Annotated in this window: 16 protein-coding genes; 7 read left to right on the top strand and 9 right to left on the bottom strand. The window is 64.0% G+C overall.

The features are described from left to right. Positions 1-9: 9 nt before the first annotated feature. The 5 genes from N2597_RS28955 to N2597_RS28935 form a co-directional block, all read right to left on the bottom strand. Positions 10-1,500 carry an HAL/PAL/TAL family ammonia-lyase gene (locus N2597_RS28955; RefSeq protein ID WP_183598824.1) on the bottom strand — a complete coding sequence of 497 codons (1,491 nt, stop codon included), beginning with the start codon at positions 1,498-1,500 and terminating at the stop codon, positions 10-12. Beyond that, positions 1,497-2,273: an ABC transporter ATP-binding protein gene (locus N2597_RS28950; RefSeq protein ID WP_077989483.1), complete on the bottom strand. Its 777-nt coding sequence runs from the start codon at positions 2,271-2,273 to the stop codon at positions 1,497-1,499. The genes N2597_RS28955 and N2597_RS28950 overlap by 4 nt, the downstream gene beginning before the upstream one ends. Positions 2,274-2,298: 25 nt before the next feature. Beyond that, the gene (locus N2597_RS28945) at positions 2,299-3,003 is read right to left on the bottom strand and encodes an ABC transporter permease (protein ID WP_183598821.1); all 705 of its coding nucleotides are present in this window, start codon (positions 3,001-3,003) and stop codon (positions 2,299-2,301) included. 10 nt (positions 3,004-3,013) lie between these two features. Then, complete coding sequence (locus N2597_RS28940) at positions 3,014-3,739, bottom strand: ABC transporter permease (RefSeq protein ID WP_183598820.1); 726 nt, start codon at positions 3,737-3,739, stop codon at positions 3,014-3,016. A gap of 105 nt (positions 3,740-3,844) precedes the next feature. Next, positions 3,845-4,687, bottom strand: coding sequence for a transporter substrate-binding domain-containing protein (locus N2597_RS28935; RefSeq protein ID WP_096762889.1), 843 nt, complete (start codon positions 4,685-4,687; stop codon positions 3,845-3,847). A 193-nt stretch (positions 4,688-4,880) separates the two neighbouring features. On the opposite strand from N2597_RS28935, the gene hutC (N2597_RS28930) reads away from it, so the two are divergent. Then, positions 4,881-5,636 (top strand): histidine utilization transcriptional repressor HutC, encoded by a 756-nt coding sequence (gene hutC, locus N2597_RS28930; RefSeq protein WP_183598818.1) that lies wholly within the window; start codon positions 4,881-4,883, stop codon positions 5,634-5,636. Between the two features lie 31 nt (positions 5,637-5,667). Here the strand turns inward: hutC (N2597_RS28930) and hutC (N2597_RS28925) are convergent, their stop codons facing one another. Together hutC (N2597_RS28925) and N2597_RS28920 are read right to left on the bottom strand one after the other, a co-directional pair. Beyond that, complete coding sequence (gene hutC / locus N2597_RS28925) at positions 5,668-6,390, bottom strand: histidine utilization transcriptional repressor HutC (RefSeq protein ID WP_077989487.1); 723 nt, start codon at positions 6,388-6,390, stop codon at positions 5,668-5,670. Positions 6,391-6,451: 61 nt separating this feature from the next. Then, the gene (locus tag N2597_RS28920) at positions 6,452-7,798 is read right to left on the bottom strand and encodes a formimidoylglutamate deiminase (RefSeq protein ID WP_183598816.1); all 1,347 of its coding nucleotides are present in this window, start codon (positions 7,796-7,798) and stop codon (positions 6,452-6,454) included. 121 nt (positions 7,799-7,919) lie between these two features. Between N2597_RS28920 and hutI the strand changes: the two genes are divergently transcribed. The 6 genes from hutI (at position 7,920) to N2597_RS28890 (ending at position 14,752) form a co-directional block, all read left to right on the top strand. After that, positions 7,920-9,182, top strand: a complete 1,263-nt coding sequence (gene hutI / locus N2597_RS28915) for an imidazolonepropionase (protein WP_183598814.1) — start codon at positions 7,920-7,922, stop codon at positions 9,180-9,182. Next, a complete protein-coding gene (gene hutH / locus N2597_RS28910) occupies positions 9,179-10,714 on the top strand; it encodes a histidine ammonia-lyase (RefSeq protein ID WP_183598812.1) in 1,536 nt (511 codons plus the stop codon). Before hutI ends, hutH begins: the two co-directional genes overlap by 4 nt. Positions 10,715-10,870: 156 nt before the next feature. Then, the gene (gene hutG / locus N2597_RS28905; protein ID WP_183598810.1) at positions 10,871-11,677 is read left to right on the top strand and encodes an N-formylglutamate deformylase; all 807 of its coding nucleotides are present in this window, start codon (positions 10,871-10,873) and stop codon (positions 11,675-11,677) included. A gap of 16 nt (positions 11,678-11,693) precedes the next feature. Next, positions 11,694-13,367 carry a urocanate hydratase gene (gene hutU / locus N2597_RS28900; RefSeq protein WP_096762884.1) on the top strand — a complete coding sequence of 558 codons (1,674 nt, stop codon included), beginning with the start codon at positions 11,694-11,696 and terminating at the stop codon, positions 13,365-13,367. Between the two features lie 5 nt (positions 13,368-13,372). Continuing rightward, positions 13,373-13,948 carry a HutD/Ves family protein gene (locus N2597_RS28895; RefSeq protein WP_183598807.1) on the top strand — a complete coding sequence of 192 codons (576 nt, stop codon included), beginning with the start codon at positions 13,373-13,375 and terminating at the stop codon, positions 13,946-13,948. A 174-nt stretch (positions 13,949-14,122) separates the two neighbouring features. Then, the gene (locus N2597_RS28890) at positions 14,123-14,752 is read left to right on the top strand and encodes a J domain-containing protein (protein ID WP_077989494.1); all 630 of its coding nucleotides are present in this window, start codon (positions 14,123-14,125) and stop codon (positions 14,750-14,752) included. A gap of 12 nt (positions 14,753-14,764) precedes the next feature. Here the strand turns inward: N2597_RS28890 and N2597_RS28885 are convergent, their stop codons facing one another. After that, a complete protein-coding gene (locus tag N2597_RS28885; protein WP_077989495.1) occupies positions 14,765-15,466 on the bottom strand; it encodes a DUF899 family protein in 702 nt (233 codons plus the stop codon). 475 nt (positions 15,467-15,941) lie between these two features. Beyond that, positions 15,942-16,124 (bottom strand): hypothetical protein, encoded by a 183-nt coding sequence (locus N2597_RS28880; RefSeq protein WP_010039227.1) that lies wholly within the window; start codon positions 16,122-16,124, stop codon positions 15,942-15,944. Positions 16,125-16,153: the final 29 nt, after the last annotated feature.

Genomic DNA, 16,153 nt, shown 5'->3' with positions numbered 1-16,153 from the left:
AGCCCTCGCCTAGATAGCCGGCGGCGCGGTCTCGCGGATCAGGCTGCGCACGGCCTCGATATCGCCGTTCAGCGGCCGCTCGTCGCCATAATGCGAGATGCACTCCCGCACCGCCTGATAGACGAGATCCGTGCCCGGCGCCCGCGGCGCCGTCGCCGCCAGGAAATCATGGGCCTGGGCAGCCGCCATCAGTTCGATCGCCAGGATATATTCGGCATTGTCGATGACGGCGTGCAGCTTGCCGGCGGCGGCTGTCGGATGGGCGAGGAAATCCTCCTGCAGGCCGGAGGTCAGGCCGCCATCCAGGGCGGCGGGCGCGGCAAGGCGGCGGTTCTCGTTACTGAGCGCGGCGGCGGTATATTGGGCGATCATGAAGCCGGAATGGCTGCCGGCATCGCTCGCCAGAAAAGGCGGCAGGCCGCTGACCAGCGGATTGACGAGCCGGTCCATGCGCCGTTCGCTGATCGCGCCGATCTGCGCCAGCGCAATGGCGAGACTATCGGCCGCCTGCCCGAGCGCCGGCGCCACGGCATGCGCCTCTGAAAAGATGATCGGCTGCTCCGGCGTACCCGAGACGGCGGGATTGTCCGTCACCGAGGCAAGTTCCTGATCGGCGATGCGGGCGGAATTTCCGAAGACATCGCGGGCGGCGCCATGGGCATGCGGCACCGAGCGAAGGCTAAGCGCATCCTGGGTGCGGCGGCCGAAGGCGGCGGCGACGAGGCCGCTGCCCTGGAGGCGGGCGCGCAGTGTGGCGCCGACTCTCGCGATCCCGGCCGACGGGCGCAGTGCCAGCACCGCCTCGTCGAAGGCGGCGATCTGGCAGCCTGCCGCTTCCAGCGTCAGCGCCGCGATGGCATCGGCCCAGTCGAGCAGCCGTTCGGCGCGGAAAAGTGCTGCGGCGGTGAGCCCGGTGGCGCAGGCCGTGCCGTTGACAAGGCTCAAGCCCTCCTTGGCGCCGAGCACCAACGGCTGAAGGCCGATCGCCGCCAGCGCCTCGCGGCCGCTCATGCGCCGGCCGGTGAGCGTGGCGCTGCCTTCGCCGATCAGCACCAGTGCCGTATGGGCATTGTGGGTGAGATAACCGGCCGAGCCTTTCGACGGCACGTCGGGAATGCAGTCGTGCTCCAGCAAGGCTGTGAGATGCTGGATGATCTCGCGCCGCACGCCGGAATGGCCATGGGCGAAATTGGCGATCTGGGCGGCGATGATGGCGCGCACGTCGCGCCCGGCCAGCAGCGGCCCGACGCCGCAGGCATGGCTGAGCACGATGCTGCGCGACAACAGGCTCTGCGAGGCCCGGTCGACCACCGTATCGGCGAGCGCCCCGACGCCGGTATTGACGCCATAGGCGCGCACACCGGTCTCGACGATACGCTCGACGATGCGGCTTGCCTGCTCGACCCGCGCCCAGGCGGCCGGCGGCAGCGCAAGCGCCTCCCCTGCCCCGACGCGCGCGATGTCACGCCAGGTCAGCACTCTATCGATGGTGACGGTCATTGGCCTGTTCCGAAATGGCCGATGAACTGGCGGAAGGCCGGCGAGGCGCCGCTGCCGAACATCTCGTCCGGCTTGCCGCTGCTTTCGATCAGCCCCTCGCGCATGAAGACGACGCGGTTCGAGACGTTGCGGGCAAAGCTCATCTCATGGGTGACGACGAGCATGGTCATGCCCTCCTCGGCGAGTGCCCGCATGACGCGCAGCACCTCGCCGACCAATTCCGGATCGAGCGCCGAGGTCGGTTCGTCGAAAAGCATCACCTTCGGTTTCATCGCCAACGCGCGGGCGATTGCGGCGCGCTGCTGCTGGCCGCCGGAGAGATGGGCGGGATAGGCGTGACGTTTGTCTGCGATTCCGACCTTTTCGAGCAGCGCTTCGGCCTCGGCGATGCAGTCGGCGCGCGGCCGCTTCAGCACATGGATCGGGCCTTCAATGACGTTCTGCAGGATGGTCATATGGGACCAGAGATTGAAGGACTGGAACACCATGCCGAGCTCGGATCTTATATGGTCGACCTGCTTCTGGCTCGCCGGCCTTGTCTTGCCGTTCTTGTGAACCATCTCGATGTGCTCGCCATCGACCCAGATCTCGCCGTCGCTCGCGGTTTCGAGCAGGTTGATGCAGCGCAGAAAGGTCGATTTGCCGGAGCCGGAGGCGCCGAGCAGCGAAATCACGTCGCCATCCTCAGCATCGAGGGAAATGCCGCGCAGCACCTCGTGCGTGCCGAAGCTCTTGCGGATGTTGCGAACCGAAAGTCGGGTTACGCCTGGCATGATTGCTCCAATCAGGTCAAATCGCTTACGCCTTCAGCGGCTGCGGCGCCGCGCGGCGGTGTCGGGACAGCGAATATTCCAGCAGGGCCATGCCCTGCAGGATGATGAAGTTCAAGACGAGATAGATGATCGCCGCACAGAGGAAGACTTCCATCGTCCGGTAGGTCTGCGAGATCAGCCGCTGGGCGACACCGGTGACCTCCCAGACGGTGACGAGGCTGGCGAGCGCCGTCGATTTCATCATCAGCACGATCTCGGTCGAATAGGCCGGCAACGCGTGGCGGAAGGCGATCGGCGCCAGGATGCGCCGCACCATCAGGAAGCCGGACATGCCGATCGAGCGCGCCGCCTCGATCTCCTTCGGCGAAACGGCGCGAATGCCGCCGCGGAAGATCTCCGCCGTGTAGCCGGCGGTGCAGAGCGCCAGCGACAGCACGGCGCAGACCATCGGCTCGCGCAGGAACGGCCAAAGGAAGGAATAGCGGATGACGCCGAACTGGCCGAGGCCGTAGAAGACCAGGAACATCTGGATCAACAGCGGCGAGCCGCGGAAGACGAAGATATAGGCCTTGGCGAAACCCGACAGATAGCGGTTGCCGCTGACGCGCATCGTGACGATGACGAGCGCCAGCAGGCCGCCGAAGAGGATCGACAGGGAAAACAGGATCAGCGTCGTCGGCACGGCTTTCAGCAGCGTTACCATGGTCGAGGCGAGAAAGGTGAAATCCATCGTCGCCTCCTTACGCCTGGCCCATGGCGGAAGCCGGCATGCTGCGGTTGGCGCGGCGCTCCGCACCGTTGAAGATGCGGTCGGAAAGGCTGGTGAGGATCAGGTAGAGGCAGCCGCCGGCGATGAAGAACAGAAAATATTGCCGGGTCGAACCCGCCGCCACCTGGCTGGTGCGCATCAGCTCGGTAAGGCCGGTGACCGAGATCAGCGCGGAATCCTTGAGGCTGAGCTGCCAGACATTGCCGAGGCCGGGAATGGCGAAGCGAAGCACTTGGGGCATGATGATGCGACGGAAGCGCATGCCGCGATGCATGCCGATCGCCGAAGCGGCTTCGAGCTCACCCTTGGAAATGGCGAGGAAAGCGCCGCGGAACACCTCCGCCTGATAGGCGCCGGAGATGATGCCGACGGCAAGCGCGCCGGCAGCAAAGGAGGGCAGACCGAGAAACCCCTCATAACCCATCGCCTTGCCGATCGAGGTGACGGCCGAGGAGCCGCCGAAATAGATGAGATAGATGATCAGCAGTTCCGGCACGCCGCGAAACACGGTCGTATAGACATTGCCAAGCGCTACGAAGAGGGGATTGCCGGAGAGCTTCGCACCCGCGACGATCGCGCCCAACACCGCGCCGATCGCCAGCGCCGTCGCGGTGACGGCAAGCGTCATCAAGGCGGCGAAAATAAGCAGCGCGCCCCATCCCGTCGAGCCGAAGCCAAGCAGTTCCAAACTTGCCATATCGTCCGTTCCCCGTCCGAGGCAGTGTGTTGTGAATTGACAATAACACGCAGTCCCCGGCGATAAAGCCGGAGACCCGTGTCTGCGGCCGAAGGGCCGAAACGCTTACTGCTGGGGGCTGACGTCCATCTTGAACCACTTCATCGAGAGGTTCTTGACCGTGCCGTCGGCAAGCGCCGACTTGATCGCCACGTTGAGCTTATCACGCAGGTCCGTATCGGCCTTGCGCAGTCCGAGGCCTTCACCCTCACCCCAGATCGGACCGGCGATTTCCGGACCGGTGAAGGCAAGCGCGCCGTTGGCGGCCTGGAAGGCATTGGCGAAATAGACGGCGTCATCGAAGCCGAGGTCGATGCGGCCATTCTGCAGGTCGAGGTCACGGTCGGCGCCGGTCTTGTATTCGCGTATCTCGGCAATATCGCCGAAATTGTCATAGACGAACTTGGCATAGACGGTCGCCGCCTGGATGCCGATCGTCTTGCCCTTGAAGAGTTCCTTCAGCGCGTCGATCTCCTTCACGCCGGTCTGGCCGGGCGTCATCTTGATCGTGGCGCCGGTGCCGGCGGCATTGGCCAGCGGGCTGTCCTTGGCGGTGGCGAAGGCAGCGGGCGTCGCGGCATAGGGGATGGTGAAATCGATGATCTGCTTGCGCTCTTCAGTGATCGACAGCGCATCCATGATGACGTCGAACTTGCCGGCATTGAGCGCCGGGATCATGCCGTCCCAATCGGAGGCGACCAACGTGCATTCGATCTTGGCGCGTTCGCACAGCACCTTGGCAAGCTCCGGCTCGAAGCCGCCGAGCGTGCCGTCGGCATTGGTGAGATTCCACGGCGCATAGGCGCCTTCAAGCGTGATGGTCGCCTTCGCCCAGTCCTTGGCAAAGGCGGGGGCGGCAAAGGCGGAAAAAGCGGCGACGCCGCAAAACAGGATTGCGCTGAATTTCATTGATGAATTCTCCTCTGGAGTTGAAACAGACCTTGCGGCGCCATGCCGATCTTCGCCGGCTTGCCCTTTCCGTCCTATTTTATCTGCCAGGACCAATTGGGAGGTTGTATATGGTACCATATGAAAAAATTTGTGATATGCAAGAGGAAAGTCGATTATGTGGCAAATTGAATCCGTGCATAAGGAATAGGCAATGAAGCGGTCCGGCGAAATGAAGCGCGACCTGGCGGGAAATGACAGCACGCCGCTCTATGCCGGCGTCAAGCAGGTGATCCTCGATCGCATCCACAGCGGCGAATGGCCGCCGAAATACCGCGTGCCGTCGGAAAACGAGCTGGTTGTCGAGCTCGGCGTCAGCAAGATGACCGCCAACCGGGCGCTGCGCGAACTCGCCAATGAAGGTGAACTCGTGCGCATCCAGGGCGTCGGCTCCTTCGTCGCCGAGCGCAAGGGTTATTCGGCGCTGTTCGAGGTGCGCAACATCGCCGAGGAAATCGCCGAACGCGGCCATGTCCATGAGGCTGCCGTCGTCATTCTCGCCCGGGAAACCGCCTCTCCCGAGGTTGCCGACGCCTTGGAGCTGGCAATCGGCGCCGCCGTTTTCCACTCGCTGATCGTCCACAGCGAAAACGGCGTTCCGGTGCAGATCGAGGACCGGTTCGTCCATCCGGAGGCCGCTCCCGAATATCTCGAGCAGGATTTCACGACGCTGACGCCGAACGCCTATCTGACGGCCGCCGCCCCGCTCAGCGGCTCCGAGCACGTCGTCGAGGCGGCGATGCCGCAGGCCTGGGAATGCAAGCTCCTGACCATTCTGAAGAGCGAGCCCTGCCTGACGATCCGCCGGCGCACATGGTCGGCAAGACAGGTGGTTTCGACCGCCCGCCTCGTCTATCCCGGCTATCGCTACCGGCTCGAAGCGCGCAGCGGCAAGATGTTCGAAGACTAAAACACCCGCTATCTTGTATATGGAACCTTGCTTATTGTGACGCCGGCGTGAACCGCGCCACCAGCGCGTGACGATCGCCGGGATAGGTGAAGCGCACATGGGTCACCGGGCCGGCGCCGCTCCAGGTGCGGCGCTCCACCACCAGGCAGGCGGCGTTGCGGGCGATGTCGAGGGCGGCGGCCACCTCGGCATTGGCGGGGACGGCGTGGATCCTGTGTTCGGCGGCGCTCCACGGCACCTGATTGAGCAGCCACGGCCCCGGCGCCACCGCCAGGAAATCGGCGTCGGCGGCCTCCGGCACGGTTGCAAGACTGATCAGCCGCTCTTCCAGGCAGAAGGGACGTGCGCCGGCATTGTGGATGCAGACGATCTCGACGACGGAGGAAGCCACCGGCAGTTCCAGCCGGCGGCTGTCTTCCGCCTTGGCCTTGCGGCTCGCCTTCTTCGCAACCGCATAGGAATAGGGCAGGTTCAGAGACTGCACCTCGGCCTTGATGTCGTGGATTTCGAGAATGGCCGATTGCGCCTGCGGCTGGGTGACGAAGCTGCCGGATTTCTTGCGGCGCTCGATGAGGCCAGCCTTGGCGAGCTGGGTCAGCACCTTGTTCACCGTCATCCGCGAGACGTCATACTGGGTGGCGAGATCGACCTCGAAGGGAATGCGATGACCCGGCGGCCATTCGCCCGAGACGATACGGCCCTCGATGTCGCTCAGGATGCGCTGATGCAAGGTGGGGTCCCTGCTTTGATTCATCGCCACGTTCCGATTGGTTTTCCGATCTAGTCCGAATGCCCCGCTCATGAAAAGCGCTTTTTCAGCCGGCCAGCAATTCGCCCATCGCGGCGAGAAACCGCCGGTCGATGGCCTCGCGCTTGCGATGGCGGCCGCCTTCCACCTGCTTGCGGCCGCGCGCCCAGACGCAATCGACGGAAACCCCGCCGGCAAACAGCCAGTGATCGAGAATCTGGTCATTGGAGAGATAGGGAACCGCCGACGTATCGAGCGAAACGAGATCGGCGTGATGGCCCTCGGCGAGACCGGCCGGGGCTTTGAGCGCCGCGCCGCCGCCGGCGAGCGCCTGGCTGAACAGCGCAAGCGCCGTCGAACCGCCGGGTGCGGCAATGACGTTGCGGGCGCGCAGCGCCAGACGCTGCGAATATTCGAGCTGGCGCAGTTCCTCCGGCAGCGAGATGCGCACGTTGGAATCCGAACCAATGCCGTACCGCCCGCCCTCTTCGAGGAAAAGCGGCGCGGCAAAGGCGCCGTCGCCGAGATTGGCTTCGGTGATCGGGCAGAGGCCGGCGATCGCGCCGCTTTTCGCCATCCGCCGCGTCTCGTCCTCGGTCATATGAGTCGCATGGATCAGGCACCAGCGCTGATCGACCGGCATGTGGTCGAGCAGCCATTGCACGGGCCGCGCTCCCGACCAGGCGACGCAGTCCTCGACCTCCTTCACCTGCTCGGCGACATGGATATGGATCGGGCCGTCGCCCGCCATCGGCACGAGCGTCGCTAATTCCTCGGGCGTTGCGGCGCGCAGGCTGTGCGGCGCAAGCCCGAGTTCGGCGCCATCGAGCCGGCCGGTCGCCGCCCGGCATCCCTCCATCAGCCTTTCGAAGCTTTCGAGCGAATTGATGAAGCGCCGCTGGCCGTCGATCGGCTGAGCGCCACCGAAACCGGAATGGGCGTAGAAGACCGGCAACAGGGTCAGGCCGATGCCGGTCTCCTGGCATGCCGCGCCGATACGTTCTGCAAGCTCGGCGATATTGGCATAAGCTGCGCCATCCCTGTCGTGATGGAGATAGTGGAACTCGCCGACGCGGGAAAAGCCTGCCTCCAGCATTTCGGCATAAAGCTTGGCCGCGACCGCCTCGACATGCTCCGGTGTCATCGCCAAAGCGAACTTATACATGACCGTACGCCAGCTCCAGAAGCTGTCGTTGGCCGGGCCGCGCACTTCCGCAAGACCGGCCATCGCCCGCTGGAAGGCATGGCTGTGCAGGTTGCCCATGGCCGGAACGATCAGAGCATGGCGCTCATCGCCGGGGGCAAAGGCAACGCCGGCCTCGACCCGGGCGATGCGCCCGGCTTCAAGCGTCAGCCGCACGTCCTTCTGCCAGCCTTGCGGCGTCAGCGCCGTGCCTGCGTGAAGTATGGTCATGGCCTTTTTCCCCTTCTGCCGCGCCGCCGATCTTTCTTTTCCAGAAGAGCGCGCAAAATTTCTCTTGTCACCTGGTTATTATGTATATACATGTTTCGACATAAGGAAAGGCGCAAAGCTGATGACCGGGAACAATTTTTCTGAAGGAACCCCATCCGCCGATACTAGGCCGGTGCTGTGGCGCAACGCCCGGCTGGCGACGCTCGCGCCTGATAGTCCGGGGCTCGGCATCGTCGAAAAGGGTGCCGTGCTCACCGAAAATGGCCGCATCGCCTTTGCCGGCGCCGAAAGCGAACTGCCGGCATCAGCCATCGAACGCTCCGACATCGCCGATCTCGAAGGCCGCTGGGTAACGCCCGGCCTCGTCGACTGCCACACCCATATCGTTCACGGCGGCAATCGCGCCCGCGAGTTCGAGAAGCGCCTGGAAGGCGCGACCTATGAGGAGATTGCGCGCGCCGGCGGCGGCATCGTCTCCTCGGTTCAGGCGACCAATGCGCTGTCGGTCGAAGAACTCGTCGCCACGGCGCTGCCGCGGCTCGATACGCTGCTGGCCGAAGGCGTGACCACGATCGAGATCAAATCCGGCTATGGCCTCAACCGCAGCGGCGAAGTGAAGATGCTGCAGAGCGCCCGCCTGCTCGGCCATGTCAGGCCGGTCCGCGTCGCCACCAGCTATCTGGGCGCCCATGCGACGCCTGTCGACTATAAGGGCCGCAACGGCGACTATCTCGACGATGTCGTGCTGCCCGGTCTCGACGACATGTATAATCTCGGCCTTGCCGATGCCGTCGACGGCTTCTGCGAAGGCATCGCGTTTTCGACAGCCGAGATCGCCCGCGTCTTCGACAAGGCCAAGGCGCTCGGCCTGCCGGTCAAGCTGCATGCCGAGCAGCTCTCCAATCTCGGCGGCGCCAGGCTGGCAGCCGCCTATGGCGCGCTTTCCTGTGATCATCTGGAATATCTCGACGAGGACGGCGTTGCCGCAATGGCCGCTGCCGGCACCGTCGCCGTGCTGCTGCCCGGTGCCTTCTACGCCATCCATGAAAAACAGAAACCGCCGGTGGAGGCGCTGCGCCGGGCCGGTGTGCCGATCGCCATCGCCACCGACTGCAATCCCGGCACTTCGCCGCTGACCTCGATGCTGCTGACGATGAACATGTCGGCGACGCTTTTCGGCCTGACCGTCGAGGAATGCATCGCCGGCGCCACCCGCGAAGGCGCCCGCGCGCTCGGCCTCATCGGCGAGACCGGAACGCTCGAAGCCGGCAAATCCGCCGATCTCGCCGTCTGGAATATCGAAAGCCTCGCCGAGCTCGTCTACCGCATCGGCTTCAATCCGCTTTACGCGCGCATCTTCAAAGGCGAAAGGAACGGTCGATGACCATCACCCTCCACCCGGGCTCCGTCTCGCTCAAGGATCTGGAAATCATCTATTGGACCGGCGCGCCGGCAAGGCTCGATCCCGCCTTCGATGCCGGCATCGCCAAGGCCGCCGGCCGCATTGCCGAGATCGCCGCCGGCAATGCGCCGGTTTACGGCATCAATACCGGCTTCGGCAAACTCGCCTCGATCAAGATCGACAGCGCCGATGTCGCCACGCTGCAGCGCAATCTCATCCTGTCGCATTGCTGCGGTATCGGTGCGCCGCTGCCGGAAAATATCGTCCGGCTGATCATGGCGCTGAAGCTGGTTTCGCTCGGCCGCGGCGCCTCGGGCGTGCGGCTGGAACTGGTGCGGCTGATCGAAGCCATGCTGGATAAGGGTGTTATCCCGCTGATCCCGGAGAAGGGCTCGGTCGGCGCCTCCGGCGATCTTGCGCCGCTTGCCCATATGGCGGCGGTGATGATGGGCGAGGCCGAAGCCTTCTTCGCCGGCGAACGCCTGCCCGGCGCCATAGCGCTTGAAAGGGCCGGGCTGAAACCTATCGTGCTCGCCGCAAAGGAAGGCCTGGCGCTGATCAACGGCACACAGACCTCGACGGCGCTGGCGCTCGCCGGCCTCTTCCGCGCCCATCGCGCCGCGCAATCGGCGTTGATCACCGGCGCCATGTCGACCGACGCGGCCATGGGCTCTTCGGCGCCCTTCCATGCCGATATCCATACGCTGCGCGGCCATAAGGGCCAGATCGATACCGCAGCCGCGCTCCGCGGCCTGCTCGAAAACTCCGTCATCCGCCAGAGCCATATCGAGGGCGACGAGCGCGTTCAGGATCCCTATTGCATCCGCTGCCAGCCGCAGGTCGACGGCGCCTGCCTCGACCTCTTGCGTTCGGTTGCCCGCACGCTGGAAATCGAGGCCAATGCGGTGACCGACAACCCGCTGGTGCTGTCGGACAATTCGGTCGTTTCAGGCGGCAATTTCCATGCCGAACCCGTCGCCTTCGCCGCCGATCAGATCGCGCTTGCCGTCTGCGAGATCGGCGCGATCTCGCAGCGCCGCATCGCGCTGCTGGTCGACCCGGTGCTCTCCTACGGCCTGCCGGCCTTCCTCGCCAAGAAGCCGGGCCTGAATTCCGGCCTGATGATTGCCGAGGTCACCTCGGCGGCGCTGATGTCTGAGAACAAACAGATGTCGCACCCCGCCTCGGTCGATTCGACCCCGACCTCGGCCAATCAGGAAGACCACGTCTCGATGGCCTGCCACGGCGCCCGCCGCCTTCTGCAGATGACCGAAAACCTGTTCGGCATCATCGGCATCGAGGCGCTGACCGCCGCGCAAGGCGTCGAATTGCGCGCGCCGCTCGCAACGAGCCCGGAGCTTTCGAAGGCGATCGCGGCGATCCGCAGCCAGGTGCCGAGCCTCGATAACGACCGCTACATGGCGGGCGATCTCGCCGCCGCGGCTGAGTTGGTGGCGACGGGGGCGCTGAACGCCTCGGTTTCATCCGGCATTCTGCCGGTTTTGGAGGGCTGAAATGATAGTGAACGAAAAAAACCCCTCCCCAACCCCTCCCCACAAGGGGGAGGGGCTTAACCTGCGGCCCTCGCAGCGGTCGTTCTTGAACGCGGAGCGTAAGGCTAGCCTTAGCCCCTCCCCCTTGTGGGGAGGGGTTGGGGAGGGGTTTTTGCCATGAGCACCCCCGTCTTCGAAATCCACCAAGGCACCTCCCCCATCGTCCTCGCCTTCCCCCACACCGGCACCGACGTGCCGCCGGCGATTTACGATCGCCTCAACGACAACGGCCGGATCCTTGCCGATACCGACTGGCACATCCACGAGCTCTATGACGGGCTGCTGCCCGACGCGACGACCGTACGGGCCACCTTCCACCGCTATGTGATCGACGCCAATCGCGATCCCCAGGGCGTCAGCCTCTATCCCGGCCAGAACACCACCGGCCTCGTTCCGGAAACGGACTTCGACGGCAAGCCGATCTGGAAGGATGGGCAGGCGCCCGATGCAGCCGATGTTGACGCCCGGCTCAGGGATTTTCATGCGCCCTATCATGCCGCCCTTGTCGCAGAGATCGAGCGAGTCAGAGCAATCCATGGCGTCGCCATCCTCTACGACTGCCACTCGATCCGCTCGCACATTCCCTTCCTCTTCGAAGGCAAGCTGCCGGATTTCAATATCGGCACCGATATAGGCCGGACCTGCGACGGGTCGATCGAGCAGGCGACGCTCACCGTCGTCGAAGCCGCGCAATGTTACGACAGCGTGCTCAACGGCCGCTTCAAGGGCGGCTGGACGACCCGCCATTATGGCCGGCCGGAAACCGGCGTGCATGCGATCCAGATGGAGCTCGCGCAATCGACCCATCTTGAGACCGAGGCACCGCCCTACGCTTACGACACCGCCAAGTCGGACAGGCTTCGCGTCCATCTCAAAGACATTCTGGTGCGCATCGAGCAGATCGCGCCGGGCCTGAAACGATAACGACAGGGGAACCGCCATGAGCAATCCACGCCATAATATCCGCGAAATCCGCGCACCCCGCGGCAACGAGCTCAATGCCAAGAGCTGGATGACCGAAGCGCCGCTGCGCATGCTGATGAACAATCTCGATCCCGACGTCGCCGAAAATCCGAACGAACTCGTCGTTTACGGCGGCATCGGCCGCGCCGCCCGCACCTGGGAAGATTTCGACCGCATCGTCGCGACGCTGAAGACGCTGACGGAAGAAGAGACCCTGCTCGTCCAATCCGGCAAGCCGGTCGGCGTGTTCCGCACCCACAAGGATGCGCCGCGCGTGCTGATCGCCAACTCCAACCTCGTGCCACACTGGGCGACTTGGGATCATTTCAACGAGCTGGATAAGAAGGGCCTTGCCATGTACGGCCAGATGACGGCCGGCTCGTGGATCTATATCGGCACCCAGGGCATCGTGCAGGGCACCTACGAGACCTTCGTCGAGGCCGGCCGCCAGCATTACGGCGGCAATCTGAAGGGCAGATGGATCCTGACCGGCGGCCTCGGCGGCATGGGCGGCGCCCAGCCACTGGCCGCCGTCATGGCCGGCGCTTGCTGCCTTGCCGTCGAATGTAATCCCGATTCGATCGATTTCCGCCTGCGCACCCGCTATCTCGACGCCAAGGCCGAGACGCTCGACGAAGCGCTCGAGATTATCGACCGCTGGACCAAATCAGGTGAAGCCAAATCCGTCGGCCTGCTCGGCAATGCCGCCGAAATCCTGCCCGAAATGGTCCGCCGCGGCATCCGCCCCGACATCGTCACCGACCAGACCTCGGCGCACGACCCGATCAACGGCTACCTGCCGAAGGGCTGGACGATGGCCGAGTGGAAGGCAAAGCGCGAGAGCGATCCAAAGGCTGTCGAAAAGGCGGCGCGCGCATCGATGCGCGAGCATGTCGAAGCGATGATCGCCTTCTGGGATGCCGGCATTCCGACGCTCGACTACGGCAACAACATCCGCCAGGTCGCCAAGGAAGAAGGCCTCGAAAACGCCTTCGCCTTCCCCGGCTTCGTGCCGGCCTATATAAGACCGCTGTTCTGCCGCGGCATTGGCCCCTTCCGCTGGGCTGCCTTGTCGGGCAATCCCGAGGATATCTACAAGACCGACGCCAAGGTGAAGGAGCTGCTGCCCGACAACAAGCACCTGCACAACTGGCTCGACATGGCGAGAGAACGCATCGCCTTCCAGGGTCTGCCGGCGCGCATTTGCTGGGTCGGCCTCGGCGACCGCCACCGCCTGGCTCTGGCCTTCAATGAAATGGTTGGGAATGGCGAGCTCTCCGCCCCGATCGTCATCGGCCGCGATCATCTCGACTCGGGCTCCGTGGCCTCGCCGAACCGCGAAACCGAAGCGATGAAGGACGGCTCGGACGCCGTCTCCGACTGGCCGCTGTTGAACGCCCTGCTCAACACCGCCTCGGGCGCCACCTGGGTATCGCTGCATCATGGCGGCGGCGTCGGCATGGGCTTCTCCCAGCACTCCGGCGTCGTCATCTGCGCCGATGGCACCGATGATGCGGCCAAGCGCCTTGAGCGGGTGCTCTGGAACGATCCGGCGACCGGCGTCATGCGTCACGCCGATGCCGGCTACGACATCGCCCTCGACTGCGCCAGGGACAAGGGCCTGCGCCTGCCCGGCATTCTCGGGAACTGAGTCTCGTGAGGATCCTGCGCGCGGCCGATCATAAGCGCATGCCGTGGAAAAACGGCGGCGGCGAAACGGTGGAGATCGCCGTTTCGCCCGAAGAGGCCAGTCTTGCCGGCTTCGACTGGCGCGTCAGCATGGCGACCGTCGCAGCCGACGGGCCGTTCTCGATCTTTCCCGGCATCGACCGCACGCTGGCGATCCTCGACGGCAACGGCATGGTGCTGGACATTGAAGGCATGGCGCCGGCGCTGCTGACGGTGGCGAGCGATCCGCTGGCCTTCCCGGCGGATATCCCGGTCACGGCAAAACTCCAGGACGGCGCAATCACCGATCTCAATGTCATGACCCGCCGCGACGGCATTGACCATGGGCTGGTCCGCATCGAAATCGCCGGCGGCAAGACCGTGCCGCTAATGTCGCCGACATGCCTGTTGCTCTGCCACCGCGGCACCCTGTCGTTCCGCCACGGCGACGAGACCGGCGCGCTTGCCACCGGCGATGCGCTGCTGATCGAGAATCAAGCGGAAAGCTCGCTTGAAATCGACGGCGATGCCAAATGTTATCTCGTCTCGATCGCTACACCCTGATCCTGACGCAATCGTTTGAAAATATTGGATAATCGCGGAATCATGCAGGCGTTCGCATCGCCTATTTCCGTGTCGGGCCATGGACGTCATTCGTGCTTTCGGTCTAAACTTCGCCTTTCTGATGCAGAAGAAGACCTAGACTGCCCGCGAGACCGGGGCAGCAGGGGAGCAGGCGTGACGGATCCATACGATATTCTCGGCGTTGAACGCGATGCGGACGATGCGCAACTGAAGGCAGCCTATCGCAAGCTTGCGAAGGTCGCCCACCCGGATTCGGGCGGCGATTCGCAAGCCTTCGACAATCTGCAGAAGGCCTATGCGCTGCTCCTCGATCCGGTCCGCCGCAAGGTTTACGACGATACCGGCTACGACGTCGAATTCGCCGACGCCGCCGAATTGCAGGCGCTTGTCATGATCGAGAAGCTCGTCACCGATGCGGTGCTCGATGAGCGCACGCCGGGAAGCTTCGATCCCGTCGCCGTCATGCAGGACAGCCTTTCGGAGGAGCTGCGGAAAGCGCGCTTCAGCAAGAGCGAGCTGGAACGCCATGCCTCACGCATCGGACTGCATCTGGAGCGGCTCGAAAAACAGTCCGGCCGCGATGTGCTCGCTCATATGTTCCGCGCCCGCATCGAAGCGATCGGCAAGGCGGTCGCGGAAACCGAGGCGAAGATCAAGGCAGCGGAACGCGCCGCCGATATGCTCGCGGGCTATGTCTACGACATCGATCCGCCGCCGCTGCCGGAGGCGTCGATCACCAACCTCGAATGGGCCGAGGCGTCGAGAAACCGCTCCACCGGCTGAAGGCCTGCAGCCTCAATAGGACAGCTTCGGATACCAGTCCGGCGCCCGGCCTTCTGGCGTCGCATCGAGCACGGTCCAGAGCGGCATCAGATCGGGCGCGCCCCGCGGATCCTCGCTGGGATCGGCCGTCACCTCGCCCATCTCCTCGCTCCAGAAATGACGGAGGGTGCCGTCGCGCCGCGTGAAGACGTTGAAGGCGGCACCATCGCTGCCATCCCTGCCGATCGCGTGATAATCACGGCTGTATTCATCGGTCATATCCGAATAGAGCGGCAGGTGATGCCAACCGCGCTCCTTCTTGAAAGCGAGCAGCCTTTCGATCGGCGAGCGGGCGACGACGGCAAGCGCCACGCGTTGCTGCATATCGGGCACTTCACCATCCCAGGCCGACAGCAGCGAGGTGCACATCGGACACGGGCGCTCGCGTTCACGCCCGTACATGTAACTGTAGACGACGAGCGTGTCCTTGTCGGCGAAGAGCTCGCTGAAGCTTATCGGCCCATTGCTGCCTTCGAAGCGGTAGTCTTTCTTCACCTCGCCGCCCGGCGGCAACGCCCGGCGCTGTCTCGCCACGCGCTCGATGTGGCGGCGCAATTCGATCTCTTCGGCGAGCAGCGTATCGCGGGCGATGCGATATTCCGCGCTCTCGTTGGGGAACCGGACGCCGTTCTTTGCCGCAAGCACGGCGGCGGGTACGAGATTCTGATTATTCATGTTCATATCTCCTACAATTGCCTGAGAACGTGCTGACCTGCAGCACATCGTTAAGATGACGAACGGCGGATGCGAAAATCGACAGCACGGCGCAGAAAGCGCCTAAAGAAAAAGTCCCACTTCGGAATCCCGAAATCCCCCCGCTTCGGGATTCCGAAATGCGCGGGCTTTTTTGCCCCGCCGCGGCGCAAAAATATGTAATGATCTCAGTCCCACAGCCAATTTCGGGATTCCGAAGTGCTATATAGATTTTGGTGGGAGTTCCTCAAGATCGCCCAGCTTCGAAGCGAGGCCTCGAGAACGTCCGAAATCAAAAAGGGCGCTCGACCCTTGCGGGGAGCGCCCTTATCCTGTCGGACAGCAAAGGGTTCGACGACGTCGATACCCCGGGCATCCATTTTTCAGGCAGGGCTGCTATATGCGCCCTTTGCGTCGCCGTTTCAAGGGCCGGTCTGCACGATAATTTTGCGATCCCCTAAAAGGCGACACCGGTGACGGGGTTGACCACCGGCCGTTCGCTTTTGTCCCCTTCTCCCGCCGGCTGCACAGCTGGCGGCGCCACCGATTCTGAGTCGGCGGGCTCGGGTTTCTCGGGAACAGCGGCGACATCCTTGGGACGGCGCTGCTCCGGCTTTACGTTTTCGTCATTCGTCGACATTGTCATCTCCTTTCCAGGAAGAAGTCACG

The sequence above is a fragment of the Rhizobium sophoriradicis genome (assembly GCF_025200795.1).
GTDB classification, from domain to species: Bacteria; Pseudomonadota; Alphaproteobacteria; order Rhizobiales; family Rhizobiaceae; genus Rhizobium; species Rhizobium sophoriradicis.
This window is presented reverse-complemented; position numbering and strand designations above follow the sequence as displayed.